Origin of the sequence: Dyella sp. SG609 (assembly GCF_012275375.1) — a bacterium.
In the GTDB taxonomy this organism is placed as follows: Bacteria; Pseudomonadota; Gammaproteobacteria; order Xanthomonadales; family Rhodanobacteraceae; genus Dyella_D; species Dyella_D marensis.
On sequence record NZ_JAAZQJ010000002.1, the window covers coordinates 264,896 to 283,008 of the forward strand.

The following is an 18,113-nucleotide window of genomic DNA, read 5'->3' on the forward strand; positions in this document are numbered from 1 at the left end:
AGCCCATATCAGGCACCCTCAGAACGCCCCCTGGCCACCACCCTTACCCGTCGAACTGGCCGTCGAAACGTGCCGCGACAAAGCACCGGTGCTGGAAGAAGTTGTGCTCTGCCTCGCACCCGTGCTGTTAGCCGATAACGATGGCGGCGGCTGATGCGGTGCCGGTGCCGTAGGGAAATGGGGTCCGGAAGCCATGCTCGAAAGACTGAGCGTGCCGGGCGGTCTGGAGCTCGAGCTCTGCGCCGGCACCGATGGCGTGGGCCGGATACCTGGAGGAGGCGGGACCGCCAAAGGTGGAGGCATCGACGAGGCGGCGCTTGAAGACGCCGCGCGCAGCGTCGATGAAGAAGTTCCCGGACTGGAACTGCTGCCCATGCTCGACGCGGCTGCCGCCGGGGCTGCATTGAGCGCAATGGGCTTGGACATTTTCACTTCGTACCGCCCTGTTCTACGCGGGACGCCTCCGCTCTTGTCCTTGATTTCCCTGCGATAGAGAAATTGCGCCGAATCGGCCACAAATCGTCCTGACGAGTCTCGATGCCCATCGGCGAAATCCCTGATCGCCCGCTTGCTTATCTTGTAATTGTGATCGCCGCTGACCAGGTCGAACACCAGGCGTTGTTCGGTATGGACGGGCATGCGCTGCCTGCGCCGCTCGAACTCCTGCTTGATGCCTGGCTCACCGTTCTCTGGCTGATAGAACTCGCGCATGAATTTGCCAGGCTTGTACAGCGGGACCTTGAGATCGAACGCGATGGTCTTGTAGCTGCCGTCGCCCTGCCGGGAACGGGCTACCCAATCCGGATAGGTCTGCCCAACCCCGGAGGCAAGTTCCTTTCCCTTGTCGACGCGCTGCTGCTCCACTCCCTGGTACTACCGTCCGGCATACAAAGGCTCCAGCGCCACGCTGCGCGAAGATCCGCCCTGGCCGTTCGGCCCGGCCAGGGCGCTGCTGAAGGCAGGGGCATCGCCCAAGCCGCGCCTGCGCTGGAGAAACTCCAGATGCTCCCTGGGCGCTCCCGACGCGCCGACAGAACGCGCGTCCAGCTCGCTCAGCGCCCTGATGGAAAACCTGGCGGGATCACGGGTGCGCCGCATCTTGTCGCTCTCCGGCAGATCGCGCTTGCCCGCATCTCCCGCGATGGGATGCTCGACGTTCTCCTTGTAGCGGGATCCCGGCGCAAAGCGCGGCTGCCCGCTCCACCACGACCAGTTCCTGGAAAAACGATGCTCGGCCGCGCCCCTGGATTTATTCAAGTCCTCCCATGACGGCGGCCTGGACGGCACCGCCGACGTCGATGGTGCGGCAAACGCCGAAACCGGCATCGGCGGCGCCGACGGCCCCGGCTGCGGTGCCGAAGAAGAGGAGCTGGCATGCGACACCGGCGCAAAAACCGGGTGCGCCGAAGGCTGGCGCGCTATCGGCGATGGCGATCGGCTACGCCAGGACGGAGAGTCGGCGTCCTGGATCGGGTCGAGTTCCTCCATCGAAGAGCTACGCGGGCGCGGGGGTCTCTCGTTGCGTGGCCGCGGCGACAGCGATGGCGATGACGAGAACTGCAACCGCGGGATGCGGCGGCTGCGCGGTCCGCCCCGCGGCGTCCGCGACCCCACCGGCGAGGATGTTGACGTGCCGCCACGGGAACGCGCACCGCGCGATGGCGGCTCATCGTCTTCGATGGGGTCATGCACCGCGGGGGCAAGCGGCTCCGGCGGAAAGGGGCCGAACATCGACGAGATCGTCCGTCCGCCGCCGGAAGAAGGCGCCGAAGGTGCCGCAACGCCGCCGATCCCGCCAGGAGCGGCAGCGCGTCTGGAAGCATTGCTCGGCGACAGCGAAGGGCCATGCCTCGCGGCGGGTATGGGGGACGGCATGCGCGACGGCGGCGGGGAGACGTCTTCGATCTCGTCGATCGGCGATGGCGGCGCAAGCGGCGGGTGGGTCGCGTCCCGGCCCCGGCCGGCCTTCCTGCCGTCGTTCGGGTTCGGCTCTCTGCCGCCTTGCATTTGATCGGACGAGCGCTTTTTCCAGCCCTTGGACATCGGGAACCCTTATCGTGACCTCAGTGGAACCCGTCCATCCCGCGCTCAATCCTTGTACCGCTTCACCATATCGCTCACCGGCGTCGGCGCCGGCGACTTCCCGGTCAGCCCATGCCAGGCCTTGCTTATCCCGGACCGGTTGTCGAACAACGCATCCCCCTTGGCGATCGCATCATCCGTATCGCCGGGCTTCGCCTTCGAATAATCGGCACGCGCCTTCAAGCCGTGCTCCGCGCGCAACATGTTTTCCGTCGGGTTGAACGCACCGCGCGGTGTCTTGGACAAGCCCACCGTCTCGAACTCCTCCTGCAGATGATTGGTATGCGAGACCACATTCTTCAGGTGCTGCCCGAACGCCACGTTCTGCGCGGAATCCGCCTGCGAACCCAGCGAGGCGGGATTGGTGAACAGCGCATGGTTCGGCTGATTGACATCCGGTACGCCCACCGCCTTGCCGTGCGCCAGGCGGTGCGCATGCACCATCTCATGCCCCAGGCCGATAAAACGGTTGGCTTTCGCCTCGTTCGGGTTGATCCGCACCTCGCTGCCCCAGCCCTTGCCTTCCTTGCCGTCGAAGCGGTAGCCCTGGCCCACGCTCTGCGCGAGTCCTTGCCCAGGCGCGATATGCGGGGCATTCATGTTCGAGGTCTCGCCGGGCTTGGTCGAACTGATATGCACGCCTGCATGCTCGCCCGCGTGCTGGCGGTTCTGCGTGATGCGTGCGTCGAGCTCTTTCATCATCTGATGCCCGCCCGGCTTGCTCATCAGCGTGTGCATGGACCGGCGGGCATCGGCAGCCAGGTCGGTGAACGCGGCCGCGCTCTCGCCGGCGCTGCGCTTCACATGCACATTGGACAGCTCGCCGTGCACCTGCACCTTCTCCACCCGCTTCAGCTTCTGCGCCTGCGCCTGCAGCAGTTCCGGCGTGAATCCCGCCGCCGAAGTGCGCGCCACGCGCGCCACCACCGGCGCCCAGCGCTTGGGGATATCGGCGCGCTTGCCCTCGGCATTCGCCTTGGAAAGCTTGGACGTAATGTCCTTGACGAAGCGCTGTTCGCGCGGAGCCACTTTCGGTGCGACGCCTGCGCTGTTGGCCGCCGCGAACTTCTCGACCACCCGTGTTCTCAGACTGTCCTTGGGCATGGGGAATTCCTTGAATAATGGCCTTCGCTACGCAACCGCCGGACTCAGGTGCGGTTGAAAGTGAATTTGTGGAAAGTACGGTTGCCGGTGACCAGATGCTTGACGCTCACCATGTACAGCCGCCCGGTGGGCTGCCCCGCGGCGTTGAAGGTCTCCCTCACCACGATGCCGCCGCGCACCCTCGTAGGGTTCGTATTGCCGCCGCTGGCCGCGTGCAGCAGCCGCCCGATACGGTTCTCGATCACCTTGTGCCCGCGCAGATTGATCGAGCGCCGCTCATTGGAAAGATTGTTCTGGATGCTCGGCCCGCCGAACTTGTCGGCGATCAGATGCGATTTGTTGCGGGGCACCGGCAGGTGCCCGGGGTTAAGCACATTGGTCGCGGCCAGCAACGCCCGCGCGGCACCGGTCCGGCGCAGGCGCAGCTTGCTCGACGCATAGGCGCGCTGTATGCCAAGGCCGGGGCCGTGCGGTACCTGCCGATGGCCGAAGCGCGTGCCGGGCGCGCGCGCCGCATTGGCCTCGGTCTTGAACGCGCGGTAGCTGGCGCGGTCGGAGACGGCATAATTGACGCGCCCGAGGGTCTGGTTGCCCTCCTTCACCGGCGCCCAGGTCCAGTTGCGGTTCTTCGGCATGTCGGTCTCCTCTTTACGTGCGTCGCATGGACGCCGGGGCTGCGGTCAATGGCCGCGGCTGTTCTGCGGCGGCGCCACCGGCAGCATGCGCGCGTCGCTGAGCGAGCGTTGCCGGCGTCCGCTGGTATTGGTCTTGGTCGCCATGTGGTGCAGCGACTTGGTGGTCAGGTCGCGCGTATCCGACTCGACCGATGTATTGATCGGCGGCTTCTTGTTGGTGCTGTGCGCGTCGCTGCGGAACGCTTCCATGGCGGCGCGCGGCTGGTTGCCGTGCGCGTGCAGATAATTGCTTATCACCGGCGGCACCATCCCGGCCAGGCGCGCGTCGCCGCGCATCACCGCACCGACCTCCCATTTCTTGCGCTCGCGCTCTTCCTGCACGTGGGCGACCAGATTCTTGAAGTGCTTCTTCTTGCGCAGATCCTTGCTGCCGGTAAGCGCCGCGTAGCGCGCGCCCGGCAGCGCTTTCACATGCGGCCTGGCCAGCTTGAGCCGGGTCGACGGATCGGACATGTACTTGATGGTCGCCAGCGAGCCCATGATCAGCGTGTCGGTAAAGGGCTTGGGCGAATTCGCGTCCTGCCGGGTCTGGTCCACCGCCAGCTCGCGCAGGCCGTCGCGTCCGCTGCCCGGCCGGCCATTGCCATGGCCTTCGGTAATGGCTCCTGAGGTTCCGCCGACTGCCTTGGACTTGATCGCCGGCGTATGCCCGGCGATGGGCTGCCAGCTGCCCACGGCAGCGCCCTGGTTCGGCGGCGGGTTGTACCAGACCAGGTCGGCGGTACGCGAGCGCGTATCGAACAGGTTCTTCGCCTTGCGTTTGCTGACGCCTCCCCACAAGGCGCGCATCTTCAGCAGGCGCGTGGCCACGTGCTCGTCCAGGCCGATGCCGACGAAACTCTGCATGGCGCCGGCGCGGCTGGTCAGCGTCTTGTCGGTGCGCACGCGAATCTTGCTCGAATACTGCCCGCCGCCGCCCTTCCTCACCCAGGGCACCCATTTGCCGCGCAGTTGCTTCAGCTCGGCCCTGAGCGGGCCGGCCAGGCCGCGGCGGGCCAGCTTGCCCAGCTCCTGTTTCTGCAGCGAAGGCTTGCCCGCCTTCTTGTAGCGCACGGTATTGCGCTTCTGCATGGACAGATGCAGCGGCGTCGGTTTGTCCTTGGCGGGATGGGATGGCATGCGTACCTCGTGCTCGGCGTCAGATCGGCTTGAATTCCAGCTTGTGATAACTGCGCGTATTGGTCGTGTGGTCCTTCACGCTGACCATGTACGTGCGCCCCGTCGGCCTCCCGCCAGGCGAATAGGTTTCCCTCACGATCATGCCGCCGCGTGTCCGGTTGGCATTGGTATCGCCCGGCGCGGTGACGTCCTTGATCAGGCGGGCGATGCGGTTCTCGATGCGCTTGTGGGCGCTGAGGTTGATCCTGCTTTTCTCGTTCACCAGATTCTGCGCATTGCTCGGTCCGCCGAAGCGGTCCGAAGCCAGGTGGGCCTTGTGCACATTGGCCGGCACGTAGCCGGGATTGACCACGCCGATCCCCGCCAGATTGTCGCGCGGCGCTCCAGTCGGGCGCGTGCGCAGCTTTGCCGACACATAGACTTTCTTGACGCCGCCGCCCACGCCCGGATACGTGCGCTGCCGCTGCCCGAAGCGGTTCTGGCGCGCGATGTTCGCCTTCTCCTTCATCGAGCGGTAGCGCGGCTGGTCGATCTGCGCGTAGTGGATGCGACCGATCGTCGTGCCGTTTTCCTTGATGTCTCGCCGTGTCCAGGCAGGCATGTCGTGTATCCCCTGTTGATCGCCGTCAGGCGTCCGCTTCGCCGCCGAGCAGCTCGAAGATCTCGATCCGCCCGCCCCCTTTCTGGAACACTTCCCGATACAGCTCCGCCGCGTTCAACCCGCCCCACGCCACCGCGCGGCGGATCAGGTACGGCACGGGGCTGTGCGGCTCCACCTGCATCAGGTATTCGCCGATCTGCGCCAGCACCTGGTAGGCGCGTTCGCGCTCGCCGAACAGATCGCCGGCCGCGTGCGGCGCACCGTCCTCGTCCTGCTCGTCCGCTTCCTCGTCGAACGGCATCGGCGCCGCCGGCGGCAAGGCCGCCGGGCCGCGCCGGGTCAGTTCGCCGCGCAGCAGCGCCTCGATGCGCGCGAGGAACTCGTCGAGCCGTCCCAGCGGCGGCGTCTCCGGCCCCAGCCGTTCGCGCAAGGCGTGCTCGAAAGCGGCGATGGCGGCGCGGCCTTCGCCAATCTCGGCGTGGCGTCCGCGCAGGTCGCCGGCATCCATGCGCGCCAGCAGGCCTTGCAGGTCCTCCAGCGTGGCCGCGTCCTGCGCTTCCTCCGGCAGGTTGCCGTGCACCGCGCGCATGCGCTCGTGGTAATGCGCCAGCTCCCATTGCGACCAGCTGGCGACGTGTTCGTCGTCTTCCACCAGCGGCAGCAGGGCGATGGTGTTGAGCAGCTTCTCGTTGATCCAGCGCACGATATTGCAGCGCGCGTCGTAGCCGTCGCCGTCCTCACGCGGATGCAGGCCGTCCCACCAGGTTTCGCACAGGCCGCGCAGCAGCGCGAAGCACGGCTGCAGCGCGGCATAGCCGCCTTCGTGCAGTTCCGCCTCCAGCATCCAGGCGGCCAGCTGCAGGTCCTTGCCCACCGTGTCGAGCATGCCGGCCGCCAGCTGCGACACCTTCGGCCAGTTGGCGCGGCGCGGCTCGATCGCCCAGGCGCCCATCGGCAGGCTGGCGTCGTCGCTCTGGCGCAGCTGCTGGATCATGCGGAAACCCATGCTGCCGCGCGCGGAAGCGCCGGCCGGCTGCGGGCCGTCCAGCGGCGCGAGCAGCCGGGCCAGCGGCACGCCAACGCGCCGTTCGAAATAGCCGCCGTCGTCGCAGCCTTCGGCCACCGCTTCCGGCGTGGCCTCCAGGTTCCTGGCTTGCGCGTACTGGCTCATCGCATTGCTCCGTCGGTCACCACAGCACGGGCGCGTCGCGCGGGAACGCGGGCGCCTCCAGCGGCACCGGCGCCTTGGTCGTGGCGTCGGTGCCGGAAAGTTTCAGGATCAGGTACAGGTCGGCCTTGTCCGTGGCCTTGGCATCCCTCGGCGCGCTGCCGTCGAGCACCGGCACGGCGAAATGCAGCATGCGCTGGCCCGGATCGAGCGCGCCGTTCTCCGGCGGCGCGGCATGCGCATCCAGCCAGCGCAGCAGCGCCCAGGAGCCGCCGGTGTCGAACACCGCGTGATAGCCGCTGGCCCGCAGCTCCGGCTGCGCGGCGTCGGGCACCGGCATATAGCGCGAGCGGTCGGCCCATTGCAGATCCAGCGACAGCGGCGTGCCCACGCTCCAGGCGAAGCTGTCGTCCGCGCCCGGCCATGCGGCGCCCTGCGCGCCGCCCGCGCGCAGGGTCCAGCCGATCAGCTGGTTGCTGATCGGCGAGCGGTCCGGCAAGGCGCGGAAGCCCACCTTCACCTGGATCGGCAGGCTCTGCGGCTGCGCCGAGAGATTGCCGGCGAAGAATGCTTCCACCGCATCGAGCTGGCCGATAAAGGCCTTCATCCTGGCGGCGCGCGGGCCGGTGGCGTGTTCCAGCCAGGCCTTGAGCTCCGGCTTTTCCTTGCCGTAGTAGACGAAGAACGCCTTCACCACCGCCGGCGACACTTCGCGCGAATCCACCGGGCCGAACGGATAGCGCCCCGCCAGCTGGCTGTTGAACAGCATGCCGATGCGCGCGTAGTGCAGGTCCGAACTGGCCTGCCCGCGGCCCGAACACGCCGCCCTGGCCAGCTTTTCCATATCGCCGCGGCGCGAAGAGAACAGATCGTTGCCCACCGCGGCCGGCACATACGCGGCCAGGGTCGCCTCGCAGTTGGCATAGCTCAGGCTGGCCAGCTGCTTGAGGAAGAAATCGTTGAGGTGCGCCACCTGCCCCGCGGGGTCGGCGAACTGCACCGCGCGGTTCAACTCGCTGATGGTGCCGCCCCAGTAAGCGTCGACCTGGGTATTGATGCGCTGGCTGTTGTTGACGCCGCGCGTCTGCTTCAGCAGCGTCACGAACGGCGCCGCGTAGCGCGACAGCACTTCCGCGCGCTGCAGCTGGCGATCCAGGTAGCCCTGCAGCACCGGCACGCTGCCCAGGTCGAACAGCGGCGCGCTGTCGTCGCCGCCGCTGGGCGCGGGCGGGTCGTACAGATGGCTGGCCGAGGCCAGCTCCGACACATCCAGCAGCATGCTCGAGGCATAGTTCTGCGCGCACTGCCCCACCTCGTCGGCCAGGCTGCCGAAGCCGAGCTGGCGCATGCGCTGCTGGGCCTGCAGCAGCGGCTCCACCGAGGCGGCCAGGCTGGAGCTTTCGTCCGCCAGCTCGCGATCGAGCTGCGAGGTGGCGTCCAGTCCCGTATCGATCGCCTGCACCTGCCCGCGCTGGTTGCGCGCCAGGCTGTCCTGCAAGGCGAGCTGCAGCTGGGTGCGCGCCAGGCGCTCGTACAGCGGCTGCCCCGTGCTGCTGCCGGTCTGGTCGATCTTCTCGTGGCTGGCGAATTCCTGGTATTCGCGCAGCTGGGTCAGCAGTTCGTCGAAGGTGCTCGGCCGCCAGCCGCCGGCGGCGCCGTTGCAGCTGTACTGCTGCGGCGACTTCACCTGCATGAAGGCGGTGCCGGCCAGCGTGCGCAGGCCGCCGACTTCGCGGCCCAGGCCGGGGCTGATGCCTTCGAGCTGGTGATTGCTGGGATTGACCACGAACAGCGCGCCATACGGCGCCAGCGTGGCGCTGCGCAGGCTGTCCACCGCGGGCTGGTAGCAGCTGTCCAGGTCGAAGAAGCCCAGGGTGGTGCGCAGCTCGGGGTCGTAGTGGTGGTTCTTGATCAGGTGCTCGATGCCCGGCGCGATCTCCTCGCCCATGCGCGTGCAGGGGTTGTCCTGCGGCGTGCTCAGCAGCCAGCTCTTGTGCACCCAGGCCAGCCAGCTGTTGAAGCCGCGCAGCGTATCGAGCAGCGGCGGCTTGCCTTCCTGCAGGGCCGACAGCAGCGGCACGCCGTCCGCCGCGCGGTGCAGCAGGTCGTGCTCGGCCTGCGCGGCCATGCGCTCGAACTGCTTGCCCAGCCGCTCGCGCAATTCCGGCGAAATCGCCGGCGCGTCCGCATAGGTGGCCACCGACAGCGCGTCGGCCAGTGGGCTGTCGCGCTTGATGGTGTCGGCCGGCAGTGGGCTGCCGTAGAGGTAATCGGCCAGCGCGCCGAAATCCAGCAGCTGGGCGTTGCGGTCGGCCATGCCCGGCTGGGCGATGCGGCCGAAGCGCATCAGGCCGCCTTCCAGCGCCGACAGCTGGTCGAGCTGGCGCTTCAGCTGGGCGAGATAATCGGCATACACCGCATCCGGCGCCACCGTGTTCTCCGACACCTTGAGCGTGGCGGCGGACATATCGTCGATGCGCTGCTGCAGCTTGCACGCCATCGAGGGCAGCACCACTTGCTGCAGCGCGTTCTTGGACACCACCTCGGTAATGCCGCGATGGATGCGTCCGTCCACCCACGACAGCGGAATGGCGGCGTAGCGCGTGTCCTCGCTCAAGGTGGTGATCTGCGCGATCAGCTTGTACACGCGCTCCTGGTCCAGGCAGCCGTGCTGGGCCAGCGAGCGGCTGTTGAGCTGGATGTTGAGCAGCGTGTCGCGCAGCCCCTGCGCATGGTGGTTCACCCGCGCCGCGCTCCACGGCAAGGCCACCGCCAGCAGCACGGCCAGGCCGACCAGCGCCAGCTGCAGGCGGCGGATCAGCCGGTTGCGCGCCAGCAGGCCCTTCTGCGTGCGCTGCGCCAGGCGCTGCTCGCCCAGCACCTTGTCGCGGACCAGGCTTTCGGTGAAGGCGACATCCTTGCGCGGCCCGGCCACCTCCGGTCCCTTGCCCGCATCCACCACGCCGCAGAAGTACAGGCCGCGGCAGAACGAGCGCGTCTCGTACACATTGGTCTTGAACAGCGTGGAGAGGAAATCCAGCGCTGGCGCCTGCAGGCTGCGCATGTGCTGCGGAAACAGGAAGAAGCCGTCGACGTCGTCGATATGGTCGTGGCTGGTGGCCGCTTCCAGCACCAGGCTGCGCATGCCTTCGATCACCTTGTCGAAGGCCTTGGGCACCCAGTCGGCCGGCAGGCCGTTGTCGTCGAGCGTGGGGCTGGACCAGCCCACGATCTGGCGCTGCAGCCGCGCGTCCTGCGTGCGCCAGAAACCGTCGAAGCCGGGAATGCTGTCGCAGTGGCTGAACACCACGTACACCGGCAGCGCGTAGGCAAACGCATCCTGCAGCTCGTGGATGCGCGCATACGCATAGCGGCCCATCGCCGCGCGCTGCTCCGCCGTGGCCTGGCACAGGCGCTCGGCCGAGATCACCCACACGATGCCGTCCAGCGCGCGGTCCGGGCGCAGGCTGTCGATATCGGCCAGCATCTCGCTCCAGCGCGCGCCGGGCGTGTCGGTGGGGGAGCCGCCGATGCCGGCCGCGGGCTTCAGCGGTTCGCCCAGCACGCTGTCCGGATCGATCAGAATCCCCCGCTCCAGGAACAGCCACTGGCTGTTCGGCACGGCCTGGCTGAGATACGCCTCCTGCTTGGCCTCGCGCTGGTGCGTGGCGCGCTGCATGTCCTTGGGCAGCGAAGCGGCGAGGCTGCTCTTGCCATCGCCGGGGAAGCCCATCAGCAATACCCACGAGCTCTTGTAGCGCCAGTCGCGGCGCGCCCACAGATAGCGCAGCGCGCGCTCGATCACCGCATAACGCCGGCGCGCGCCGTCGCGGAAGCGCACCCACCCGCTCTGCCCATCGCGGTTCTGCGCCGGACGCGTGGCGATGGTCTTGGAGCGCGCGCGCCACATCAGCCAGGCGATCAGCAGAAACGCCAGCGCCGCCAGTACCGCCAGCACCAGGAACAAGGGATCGAAGCCGCCGCTGGACGCGGCGGCAGTGCTGGAAGCGGTAGCGGGCGCGGGGTTCGGGCTCATGTCGCTCCGCTGTTGATCGCGTCCAGCAGCGACCAGGTGAGCAACAGCCAGACCAGCGACGACAGCACCAGGTAGATCGCCGCGCCGTAGGCCGCGGCGCGCAGCCACGGCGCCAGCGCGATGCGCGTGTTGTCGCGGTCGGACACCACCGTGTAGTCATAGGCCTGCGGAAACGCGCGCGCCTCCACGCTGCCGAGCTTGCGGCCGCTGGCCAGCGGATACAGCCGCGCGCGGTACTGGCGCAGTTTCTTCAAGCCTTCGGCGCCGCGGTACATGCCCTGGAAGCCCAGCTGCATGGCCAGCAGCAGCACGGCGGCCAGGTCCGCATCCAGCGTGCTGCGCTCGCCCGCGCCCATCAGGTCGTCGACCAGGTCGAAGAAGCGCCGGCCGGCCACGCGCGAGCGTTCCACCGTGTATTCGAGCAGGTGCTCGGGCCAGTGTTCGGCGCCGGCCCAGTGCAGTTCGAGAATGAAGATCTCGTCGGCCAGCGCCACCATCGCGTAGCGCGCGCGGCGGTAGGCCTCCAGCTCCGCGCTGGTGGCCGCGGCCTGCACGTCGCGCGACTGGCGGTCCAGCACGGCCAGCAGGCGGTGCGCGATGCGCTCCACGCTCTGGTGCGCCTCCAGCTCCCCGTGCGGGTTGTCCGGCTGCAGCAGCCGCGTCAGCTCGCCCTTCTGGATGGCGAGCTTGACCTGCGCGACTTCCTCGTAGAACGCCGCGAAGCGTCCCAGCAGGAAGTTGGAGGAGGCAACCGTTCCGTTCATGGCCGCGCGGTGGCTCCTTCGCGCGGCAGGTACAGGGTGATTGCGGCCGGCACGTGCTCGTCCGGCTCGCCGAGGATGACGAAAGTATGGCCTTCGCTGATCAGCGGCCGCGCCGCACCGTCCTCGCCCTCGATGGTGGCGTTGTTCACTTCGTAGACGAAGGCGCCGGGACGCAGGTTGATCGCGGCCACCTGCTGCGGCGTGGCCTCCTTCACCGTGGCGCCGGGATAGCGGCGGCGCACCAGCAGGTAGATCAGCTCCTCGTTGGCCATGCGCGCGCTGCCCAGCCACTGGCTCATGGTGGCGGCGTTCTGGCCGGCGCGCGGGGCCAGCTCGATCAGCAGCTTGCCGGTGTCGATGCCGCGCGGCAGCTGCAGGCGGAAGCCGGAATTACCCACGCGCTGGAATTCCAGCACGCGGAAGTTGGCATTGAGCCGATTGAGCTGGTCGCGCACATAGGCAATGGCGCGGGTGAAACCGGGCACGCAGTCCTCATGCTCGTAGGCGCCCAGCACCGGTGGCGGCGGCGCACCCGGCGTGGCGGCGACGAAGCCCACCAGCTGCGACAGGCCCAGATAAAGATCGGCCGGATGCGTATGCGGCGACTGCAGCATCACGTCGAAGGTCGGCATCGCCATCACCAGATGGCGCGCGGCCTGCACCTGCGCGCTGCTCTCGCTGTCCAGGCGCGGCTGGCCGCGGTCGTCCAGGCGCACGCCGAGCAGTTCGCGGTATTTCTTCCACAGCAGTTCCGACAGCGAGGCCAGCGAGCGCTGCAGGCTGCCGTCGCCCTGGAACGCCGAGGCGCCGATGTTCAGCATCGGCGGATGGAACGGCGCCAGGTGCACGCCGCGCGAATCGCCGTACAGCTCAAGCAAAGGCACCGAGCAATAGCTCTTGGCCACGTTGTCGCCCGCGGCCAGGCTGAGCTTGGGCCGCATGCGGTCGACCACGATCTCGTCCTTGCCGGTGTTCTCGTCCGCCTCCAGGTTGCCGCGCTCGATGGTGTAGCGCTGCATGTCGCCGATGTCGCTGGCCGCGCCCTTGCCGCGCACCGGCACGCGCAGATGCACGCGGACCTGCTTCTGCTGGTTCCAGTCGGTGCCGCTCAGGTCCAGCGACAGGCCCGCCGGCGCGAAATGGCCGGGATAGTCGATCACCAGCCCGTCGGTCATCACGCAGCGCAGGCGCTGGAACACCACCCGGCCCTTGCTCAGTTCCGTGGGGTCCAGCGCCATGTCCAGCACGCCCCAGGCATGCGGCTGCAGCATCACCAGGCGGCGGTGCAGCAGGTTGTTCCAGTAGATGTCGTTCTGCTGGAAGTGATGCGGCGACAGCAGCATGCCCTCCGACCAGGAGACCGGCTCCGGCAGGCTGTCCAGGGTATCGACGGTGGCGTTCATGGCGCTTCCCCTGCTGTCGCGTTCATGGCTGTTCGGTCACGGCGAGCTGGGTGGCCTGCAGCCACACCACCGCCCGGCGGAATTTGGTGAGATCGGCGCGCGCCTGCCCGTCGGCCGACAGATAGTTGGCAAAGGCATACACGGCCACCGCCTTGCCCGCGCGCTTGGGCAAAGGCACCGGATCGATCACCTGCGCAGGCGGGATCTCCAGATGCACCGCATCGACCGAGATGCCCAGCCCGTTGATCAGCGCGGTTTTCTGCGCGAACCACTCCGGCCCGGTCTTGGGCAGCATGGCTTCGTTCTTCAGGTCGTACAGGAACACCAGGTCCAGCTGCACCGCCGAATTGAGATTGGCGCCCGGCGGCGCGGCCACGCGCACGCTGGACAGCGTGGTGGTCGGCGTGCGGCCGAGCAGCTTGTTGACCGAGCTGCATCCGGCCGGCGCGGCCAGCAGCAGCAACAGCAATAGAAGTCGCGCGCGCATCAGCTCAGCACCAGCACGGTGACCTGGGCGGGCGTCAGCGACACTCCCACCATGTTCGGCAGCAGGCCGTTCTGGCCCACCAGGCCCAGCATGTGCGTGCAGGGAATGCCGCCCATGAACACCTTGAAGCTGCCCAGGATCGAGCGGAACGGCCCCATGAACAGATGCGAGACCACGCCGCCTTCCGCACCCGGCTGGTCGCCGTTGCTCAGCGCGCCCACGGTGACCAGGTTTTCCGCCAGGCCGCCGCCGACGATCACCTCGAACTGCGCGGGGATGTCCGCGAACGACAAGGCGATATTCGGAAACGGCATCGGCGTGGGCACGCCCAGCACGGGCACGAAGCACACGTCCGGGAAGGCCAGGTTGAGCACGCCGAGATTGGTGTTGACGAACATGGGCTTATCCCAGGCTGATACGCTCGGCATCGATCTTGGCGTCCTGCCGCGCGGTGATCATGGCCTGCTCGCCATGCAGCCGCAGGAACTGCCGCGCGTCGAGCAGGAACTGTTCGACCTGGCCGACATAGGTGCGCGCGGTCTGCACCAGCGACTCCGCGGCGCTGGCGAACAGCTGCCGCCCGCTGAGCGCGAGCGCGCCCTGCACCGCCGTCACTTCCACGCCTTCGCCGGCGCGCAGCGCGATGTTGCGCGTGGCGGCGATATCGACCTCGGCCTGGCGGATCGACACGGCGTCGGCGCCCGGCACCGCCAGCGTGGCGCGGCCGCCTTCGGCGCGCGCCAGCACGTGCAGCACAAAGCATTCGCCGTCGGCGGTGGCGACCAGCAGCACGCGGTCGCCCGCCTGCGGCGTGACCAGGCAGGACACCGCCTGGCGCGCGCAGCGGCCGTCGTCCAGGCGCCAGCCGTCGCGGCCGGCGGCATCGCGGATGGTGGCTTCGAACCAGGCGGGCGCGGCCGCTTGAACGGGTTTGGCTTGGCGGGCGGCGAACATCAGGCGGTCTCCAGGGCAAGGGCGCGGGCCTCGGCGGCGAGGCGGGAGGACGAGGTGCCGCGCAGGCGCTGGGTCTGCGCCGCGTGCAGGTCGGCTTGAACAAAGCGGGTGTTGTGGAAGCTGGCGTGGTCCAGCCGCGCGTGGCGGAAACCGACGCGTCCGCCGCTGGCATGGTCGAAGCGCGCATAGCTCAGCGTGGCGTGGCCGAAGTCCACCCCGGTCAGCCGTGCGTGGTCCCACACGCTGCCGGTGCCGCGCGCTTCCACCAGCGACACTTGCTGCAACTCGGCGGACTGGAACAGCGCGCCTTCGCAGGACAGGCCGGCCGCATCCACCTCGCTCCAGCTGGAGTCGAGCAGCAATGCGTTGTCGAGTTTCGCTGCGCGCAGGCTGGCCTTGGCGAAGACGGCCTTGCGCAGATTGGCCTCGCGCAGGTCGGCGCCGTCCAGCCGCGCGCCGGTGAAGTCGGCGCCTTCCAGCAGGCAGCGCTGCAGCACCAGACCGCGCAGGTCCATGCCGCCGAAAAGCCCGCCTTGCAGCACCGCCGCCTGCGCGACCAGGCCGGTGACGTCGATCACGCGGAAGTCCGCGCCGGGCAGCACCGCCTGCGCCAGCGTCGCATGCGCAAGCACCAGGCCGGCAACGTCGCATTGGGTGGCGACGGTGCGATGCAGGAGCGCATGCGCGAAGCTGGCCAGGCGCAGATCCGTCTGGGTGAAGGCCGACAGCGCCACTTCCGCCTTCGTCCACGACGACGCCGACAAGTCGGCCAGCGCAAACGAACACTGCTGCACATTCGCCCCGCCCCAGCGCGAAGCGCCCAGCTTGCAGCGCGTAAAGCTGCAGCTTTCCAGGGTCGCGCCGCTGAAGTCCGCCTCGCGCAGATCGCAGTCGATAAAGTTCACGTGCTGCAAGCGCGCGCCATGCAGATCGGCGCCGCGCCAGCTCACCTGGTTGAACAGCAGCGATTCGATCGCGCGGCCGCTGCTATCGAGCACGCCCAGGTCGACGCCGTTCACCGGACGCCCCAGGCGCTGCAGGTGGGCGATATCGTCCCAGGAGATCGCCGCCGCGCTCATGGCAGCCTCCGTCCCGGCTCCAGCCGCACGCCTTCCAGCCGCGCGTGGTCGAAGCGCGCCTCGGCGCATTCGGCCTGCACGAAGTTCGCTTCGCGCAGGTCCGCCTCGCGGAAGTCCGCGCGGCGGCACATGGCCTGGTAGAAGTCCGCCGCTTCCGCATGGCAGCCGGTGAGTTCGCCGCCCATGAACAGAGAGCGGTAGAACAAGGTGCGTTCCAGCACCGCATGCGGCAGGCGCGCGCCGCTGAAATCGCATTCGCGGAACTGCCCCTCGGCCAGGTTGGCATCGGCCAGGTTGGCGCCGCGCCAGCTGCTGTGGTCGGCGCGCACGCGCTGCAGGTCGGCGCGCGACCAGTCTGCGCCGCCGCCGCCCTGCACGCGGGCCAGGTCGGCGCCGGCCCAGTGGCTGTCGGTAAGCCGGCATTCCATCAGCACGCTGCGCGACAGGGCCGCCTCGCGCCAGTCGCTGCCGGCCAGGCTGGAACCCAGCGCCACCGTGCGCTGCCAGGCCGCATGCGCCCAGCGGCTGCCGTCGGCCTTGGCGTGCAGCAGCACGCAGTCGGCCAGGGTGGCGTGTTCCAGGTTGGCGCCTTCCAGCACGATGTTCGGCGCGATCCAGCGCTCGAAGCGCGCACCGGCCAGGTCCGCGCGGCTCCAGTCGGCATCGCCGGCCTGCGTGCCGGCGAAGCTGGCGCCGCGGAACACGGCGTCGTGCGCGCGGGTGCGGGCGAGGTTGGCGCCGTCGAAGCAGGCGGCGGCGCAGTTGGCCGCATCCATGGTGGCGCCGGTCAGCGCCACTTCGCTCAAGTCCGCGCCGTCGAGCTGGGCGCCGCGCAGATCGGAAGCCTCCAGCAGCGCGCCACGCAGATCCGCACCGGACAGCATGGCGCCGCGCAGGTCCGCGCCGGCCAGATCGCAACCGTGCAGCGAGCCGCCTTCGCGCACGCGCAGCAGCAGCCATTGGCCGATCGCGGCCGCCACCGCCGGTTGCAGCGGCAGGCCCGGCACGCTCGGTTGCGGCGAGGCCAGGCGGCCCTTGCGCTGCAGTTCGTGGATCTGTTCCACCGCCACCGGCGGCACGCCGGCCAGCGCGCCGAACTCACCGAGCGCGCCCATCGCGCCGCCCTGCCCGGCCGCGCGCGCCAGCGCTTCCTCGGTGGTGGCCGGCACCGCGGGCGGCAGCTCCGGCAACTGCGCCAGCTGCGCGGCGGCTTCGTCGCGCCGCGCCTGCGCCTGCTCCTTCGCTGCGCGGCCGATGCGTTCGACGGCGTCGAGCATCGGGCTGAGATCGAAATCGCCGCGGCGGATCGCGGCTTCGCCGGGCACCGGCAAGTCCACCGCCAGCGGCGCTGGCGCCGGCGGCGGCGCGGGCATGCCGGAAGACGCTTCGAATTCCGCGGCCAGGCCCGCTTCGCGCGCCGCGCGCACGGCGACGCGGCGCTGCTGTTCTTCCTGCACTTCCGTCTGCCGCGCGGCGCGCAGGGCGGCGTCGGGTTCCGGCGTCAGCTGCGCTTCGTTGAAGACGTGGCGCGCGGCGGTGTCGCGGTTGAGCCGCAGCGCCAGCACCTCGCCGTAATGCGACAGCGCACGCGGCGCATCGTCGGCATGTTCGTAGGCCACCATCAGCGCTTCCACGTCCAGCGCCAGGCTGTCCTCCACCTCGATCTCGCCGCGGTGGATGGTCACGCCCAGCTCCGCGTCGGGGAAGAACCACACCGTGTCGAACGACAGCGCCACCTCGTCCACCGCATCCGCCGGCTGGCCCGCGCGATGGGCAAACGCGCGCGGCCGGAACTCCGGCAGGCAGCCTTCGATCACCGGCAGGCGCGGATGCATGCCTTCCAGGCGATACGTCTCGCCGCCGGTGAAGAAGCCTTCGATGCGCTGGTCCAGCGGCGCCGCGTTGAAGAATTCCGGATGCGTATCGTCGGCCAGCCCCGGATAGGCCTCGCTGCGCCAGCGCTTGCCGTAGCTGCCGATCCACTGCCGCCGCGGCGTCCAGCCCACGTCGAGCTGGCCGAAGCCGGCCGGCGCGTAACGCCGGCGGGGGCTCCGCACGGGCCGCTGCGGCTGTTCCACGTTCGGCATGTCGCCGTGGTTGCGGCCGAAGAATGCGGCGAGCGGATGGCGCGCGTAGCCGCGTCCTTCCGGGTTCGCCGGATGGCCCGCGCCGCCGTAGGCGCGGCTCCAGGTCAGCGGCATCTGAGTGAACGGCAGCGGCTCGGTCACCTGCAGCCAGGGCAGCATGCCGTACATCCACTGGCGGTCGCCGACCACGCGCAGGCGCTTGTCCACACCACCCGATTTCCCGCCGTTCGACATCGCGCTGCCCACCACCAGGCGCACCATCTGCTCGGTCACCGCCAGCCCGTTCGCCGCATGCGCGCTGCCGGCCAGCAGCACTTCGCCGCGGGTCTTGGGCATCAGCTCGTCCAGCGGACGGCCCGGCGGCAGCGCGGACATCACCTTGCGCCACTGCAGGTTGTCGCGCAGCAAGGCATCCGGCCGCCCGCCCAGCGCGAAGAAACCCAGCGTCGCCACCAGCAGGCGGTCGCGCCCCTGCCAGCGGTACGGGCGGTGCATCAGGCCGAGGGTCATCGGTTTGACGATCTTCATGCGCGC

16 protein-coding genes are annotated in these 18,113 nt (G+C 69.0%); 1 reads left to right on the top strand and 15 read right to left on the bottom strand.

Annotated elements, in window-relative coordinates; all coding sequences use genetic code 11:
• Nucleotides 1-18 precede the first annotated feature (18 nt).
• Nucleotides 19-864: a hypothetical protein gene (locus FHW85_RS04485; RefSeq protein ID WP_168647495.1), complete on the bottom strand. Its 846-nt coding sequence runs from the start codon at nt 862-864 to the stop codon at nt 19-21.
• A gap of 9 nt (nt 865-873) precedes the next feature.
• On the bottom strand, nt 874-1,488 hold the full coding sequence (locus tag FHW85_RS04490) for a hypothetical protein (RefSeq protein ID WP_168647496.1): 615 nt from the start codon (nt 1,486-1,488) through the stop codon (nt 874-876).
• Between the two features lie 31 nt (nt 1,489-1,519).
• Between FHW85_RS04490 and FHW85_RS04495 the strand changes: the two genes are divergently transcribed.
• Nucleotides 1,520-2,011: a hypothetical protein gene (locus FHW85_RS04495; protein ID WP_168647497.1), complete on the top strand. Its 492-nt coding sequence runs from the start codon at nt 1,520-1,522 to the stop codon at nt 2,009-2,011.
• A gap of 77 nt (nt 2,012-2,088) precedes the next feature.
• On the opposite strand, the gene FHW85_RS04500 is transcribed toward FHW85_RS04495, so the two are convergent.
• The 13 genes from FHW85_RS04500 to FHW85_RS04560 are packed head-to-tail and all read right to left on the bottom strand — an operon-like array spanning nt 2,089 to nt 18,107.
• Nucleotides 2,089-3,186 carry a M91 family zinc metallopeptidase gene (locus FHW85_RS04500; RefSeq protein WP_168647498.1) on the bottom strand — a complete coding sequence of 366 codons (1,098 nt, stop codon included), beginning with the start codon at nt 3,184-3,186 and terminating at the stop codon, nt 2,089-2,091.
• A 44-nt stretch (nt 3,187-3,230) separates the two neighbouring features.
• Nucleotides 3,231-3,821 (bottom strand): hypothetical protein, encoded by a 591-nt coding sequence (locus tag FHW85_RS04505; protein WP_168647499.1) that lies wholly within the window; start codon nt 3,819-3,821, stop codon nt 3,231-3,233.
• A 45-nt stretch (nt 3,822-3,866) separates the two neighbouring features.
• Nucleotides 3,867-5,000: a hypothetical protein gene (locus tag FHW85_RS04510; protein ID WP_168647500.1), complete on the bottom strand. Its 1,134-nt coding sequence runs from the start codon at nt 4,998-5,000 to the stop codon at nt 3,867-3,869.
• A gap of 19 nt (nt 5,001-5,019) precedes the next feature.
• On the bottom strand, nt 5,020-5,601 hold the full coding sequence (locus FHW85_RS04515; RefSeq protein WP_168647501.1) for a DNA/RNA non-specific endonuclease: 582 nt from the start codon (nt 5,599-5,601) through the stop codon (nt 5,020-5,022).
• 25 nt (nt 5,602-5,626) lie between these two features.
• Complete coding sequence (gene tssA / locus FHW85_RS04520; protein WP_168647502.1) at nt 5,627-6,772, bottom strand: type VI secretion system protein TssA; 1,146 nt, start codon at nt 6,770-6,772, stop codon at nt 5,627-5,629.
• Between the two features lie 16 nt (nt 6,773-6,788).
• Nucleotides 6,789-10,805 carry a type VI secretion system protein gene (locus FHW85_RS04525; RefSeq protein WP_168647503.1) on the bottom strand — a complete coding sequence of 1,339 codons (4,017 nt, stop codon included), beginning with the start codon at nt 10,803-10,805 and terminating at the stop codon, nt 6,789-6,791.
• Nucleotides 10,802-11,569, bottom strand: coding sequence for a DotU family type IV/VI secretion system protein (locus tag FHW85_RS04530; RefSeq protein ID WP_167257417.1), 768 nt, complete (start codon nt 11,567-11,569; stop codon nt 10,802-10,804). The genes FHW85_RS04525 and FHW85_RS04530 overlap by 4 nt, the downstream gene beginning before the upstream one ends.
• Nucleotides 11,566-12,972, bottom strand: coding sequence for a type VI secretion system baseplate subunit TssK (gene tssK, locus FHW85_RS04535; protein ID WP_168647504.1), 1,407 nt, complete (start codon nt 12,970-12,972; stop codon nt 11,566-11,568). Before tssK ends, FHW85_RS04530 begins: the two co-directional genes overlap by 4 nt.
• 22 nt (nt 12,973-12,994) lie before the next feature.
• A complete protein-coding gene (locus tag FHW85_RS04540; protein WP_168647505.1) occupies nt 12,995-13,459 on the bottom strand; it encodes a hypothetical protein in 465 nt (154 codons plus the stop codon).
• A complete protein-coding gene (locus FHW85_RS04545; RefSeq protein ID WP_167257420.1) occupies nt 13,459-13,857 on the bottom strand; it encodes a DUF4150 domain-containing protein in 399 nt (132 codons plus the stop codon). The genes FHW85_RS04540 and FHW85_RS04545 overlap by 1 nt, the downstream gene beginning before the upstream one ends.
• 4 nt (nt 13,858-13,861) lie before the next feature.
• On the bottom strand, nt 13,862-14,413 hold the full coding sequence (locus FHW85_RS04550) for a DUF3540 domain-containing protein (protein WP_167257421.1): 552 nt from the start codon (nt 14,411-14,413) through the stop codon (nt 13,862-13,864).
• On the bottom strand, nt 14,413-15,492 hold the full coding sequence (locus FHW85_RS04555) for a pentapeptide repeat-containing protein (protein WP_168647506.1): 1,080 nt from the start codon (nt 15,490-15,492) through the stop codon (nt 14,413-14,415). The genes FHW85_RS04550 and FHW85_RS04555 overlap by 1 nt, the downstream gene beginning before the upstream one ends.
• Nucleotides 15,489-18,107, bottom strand: coding sequence for a DUF2169 domain-containing protein (locus FHW85_RS04560; protein WP_168647507.1), 2,619 nt, complete (start codon nt 18,105-18,107; stop codon nt 15,489-15,491). Before FHW85_RS04560 ends, FHW85_RS04555 begins: the two co-directional genes overlap by 4 nt.
• Nucleotides 18,108-18,113 lie beyond the last annotated feature (6 nt).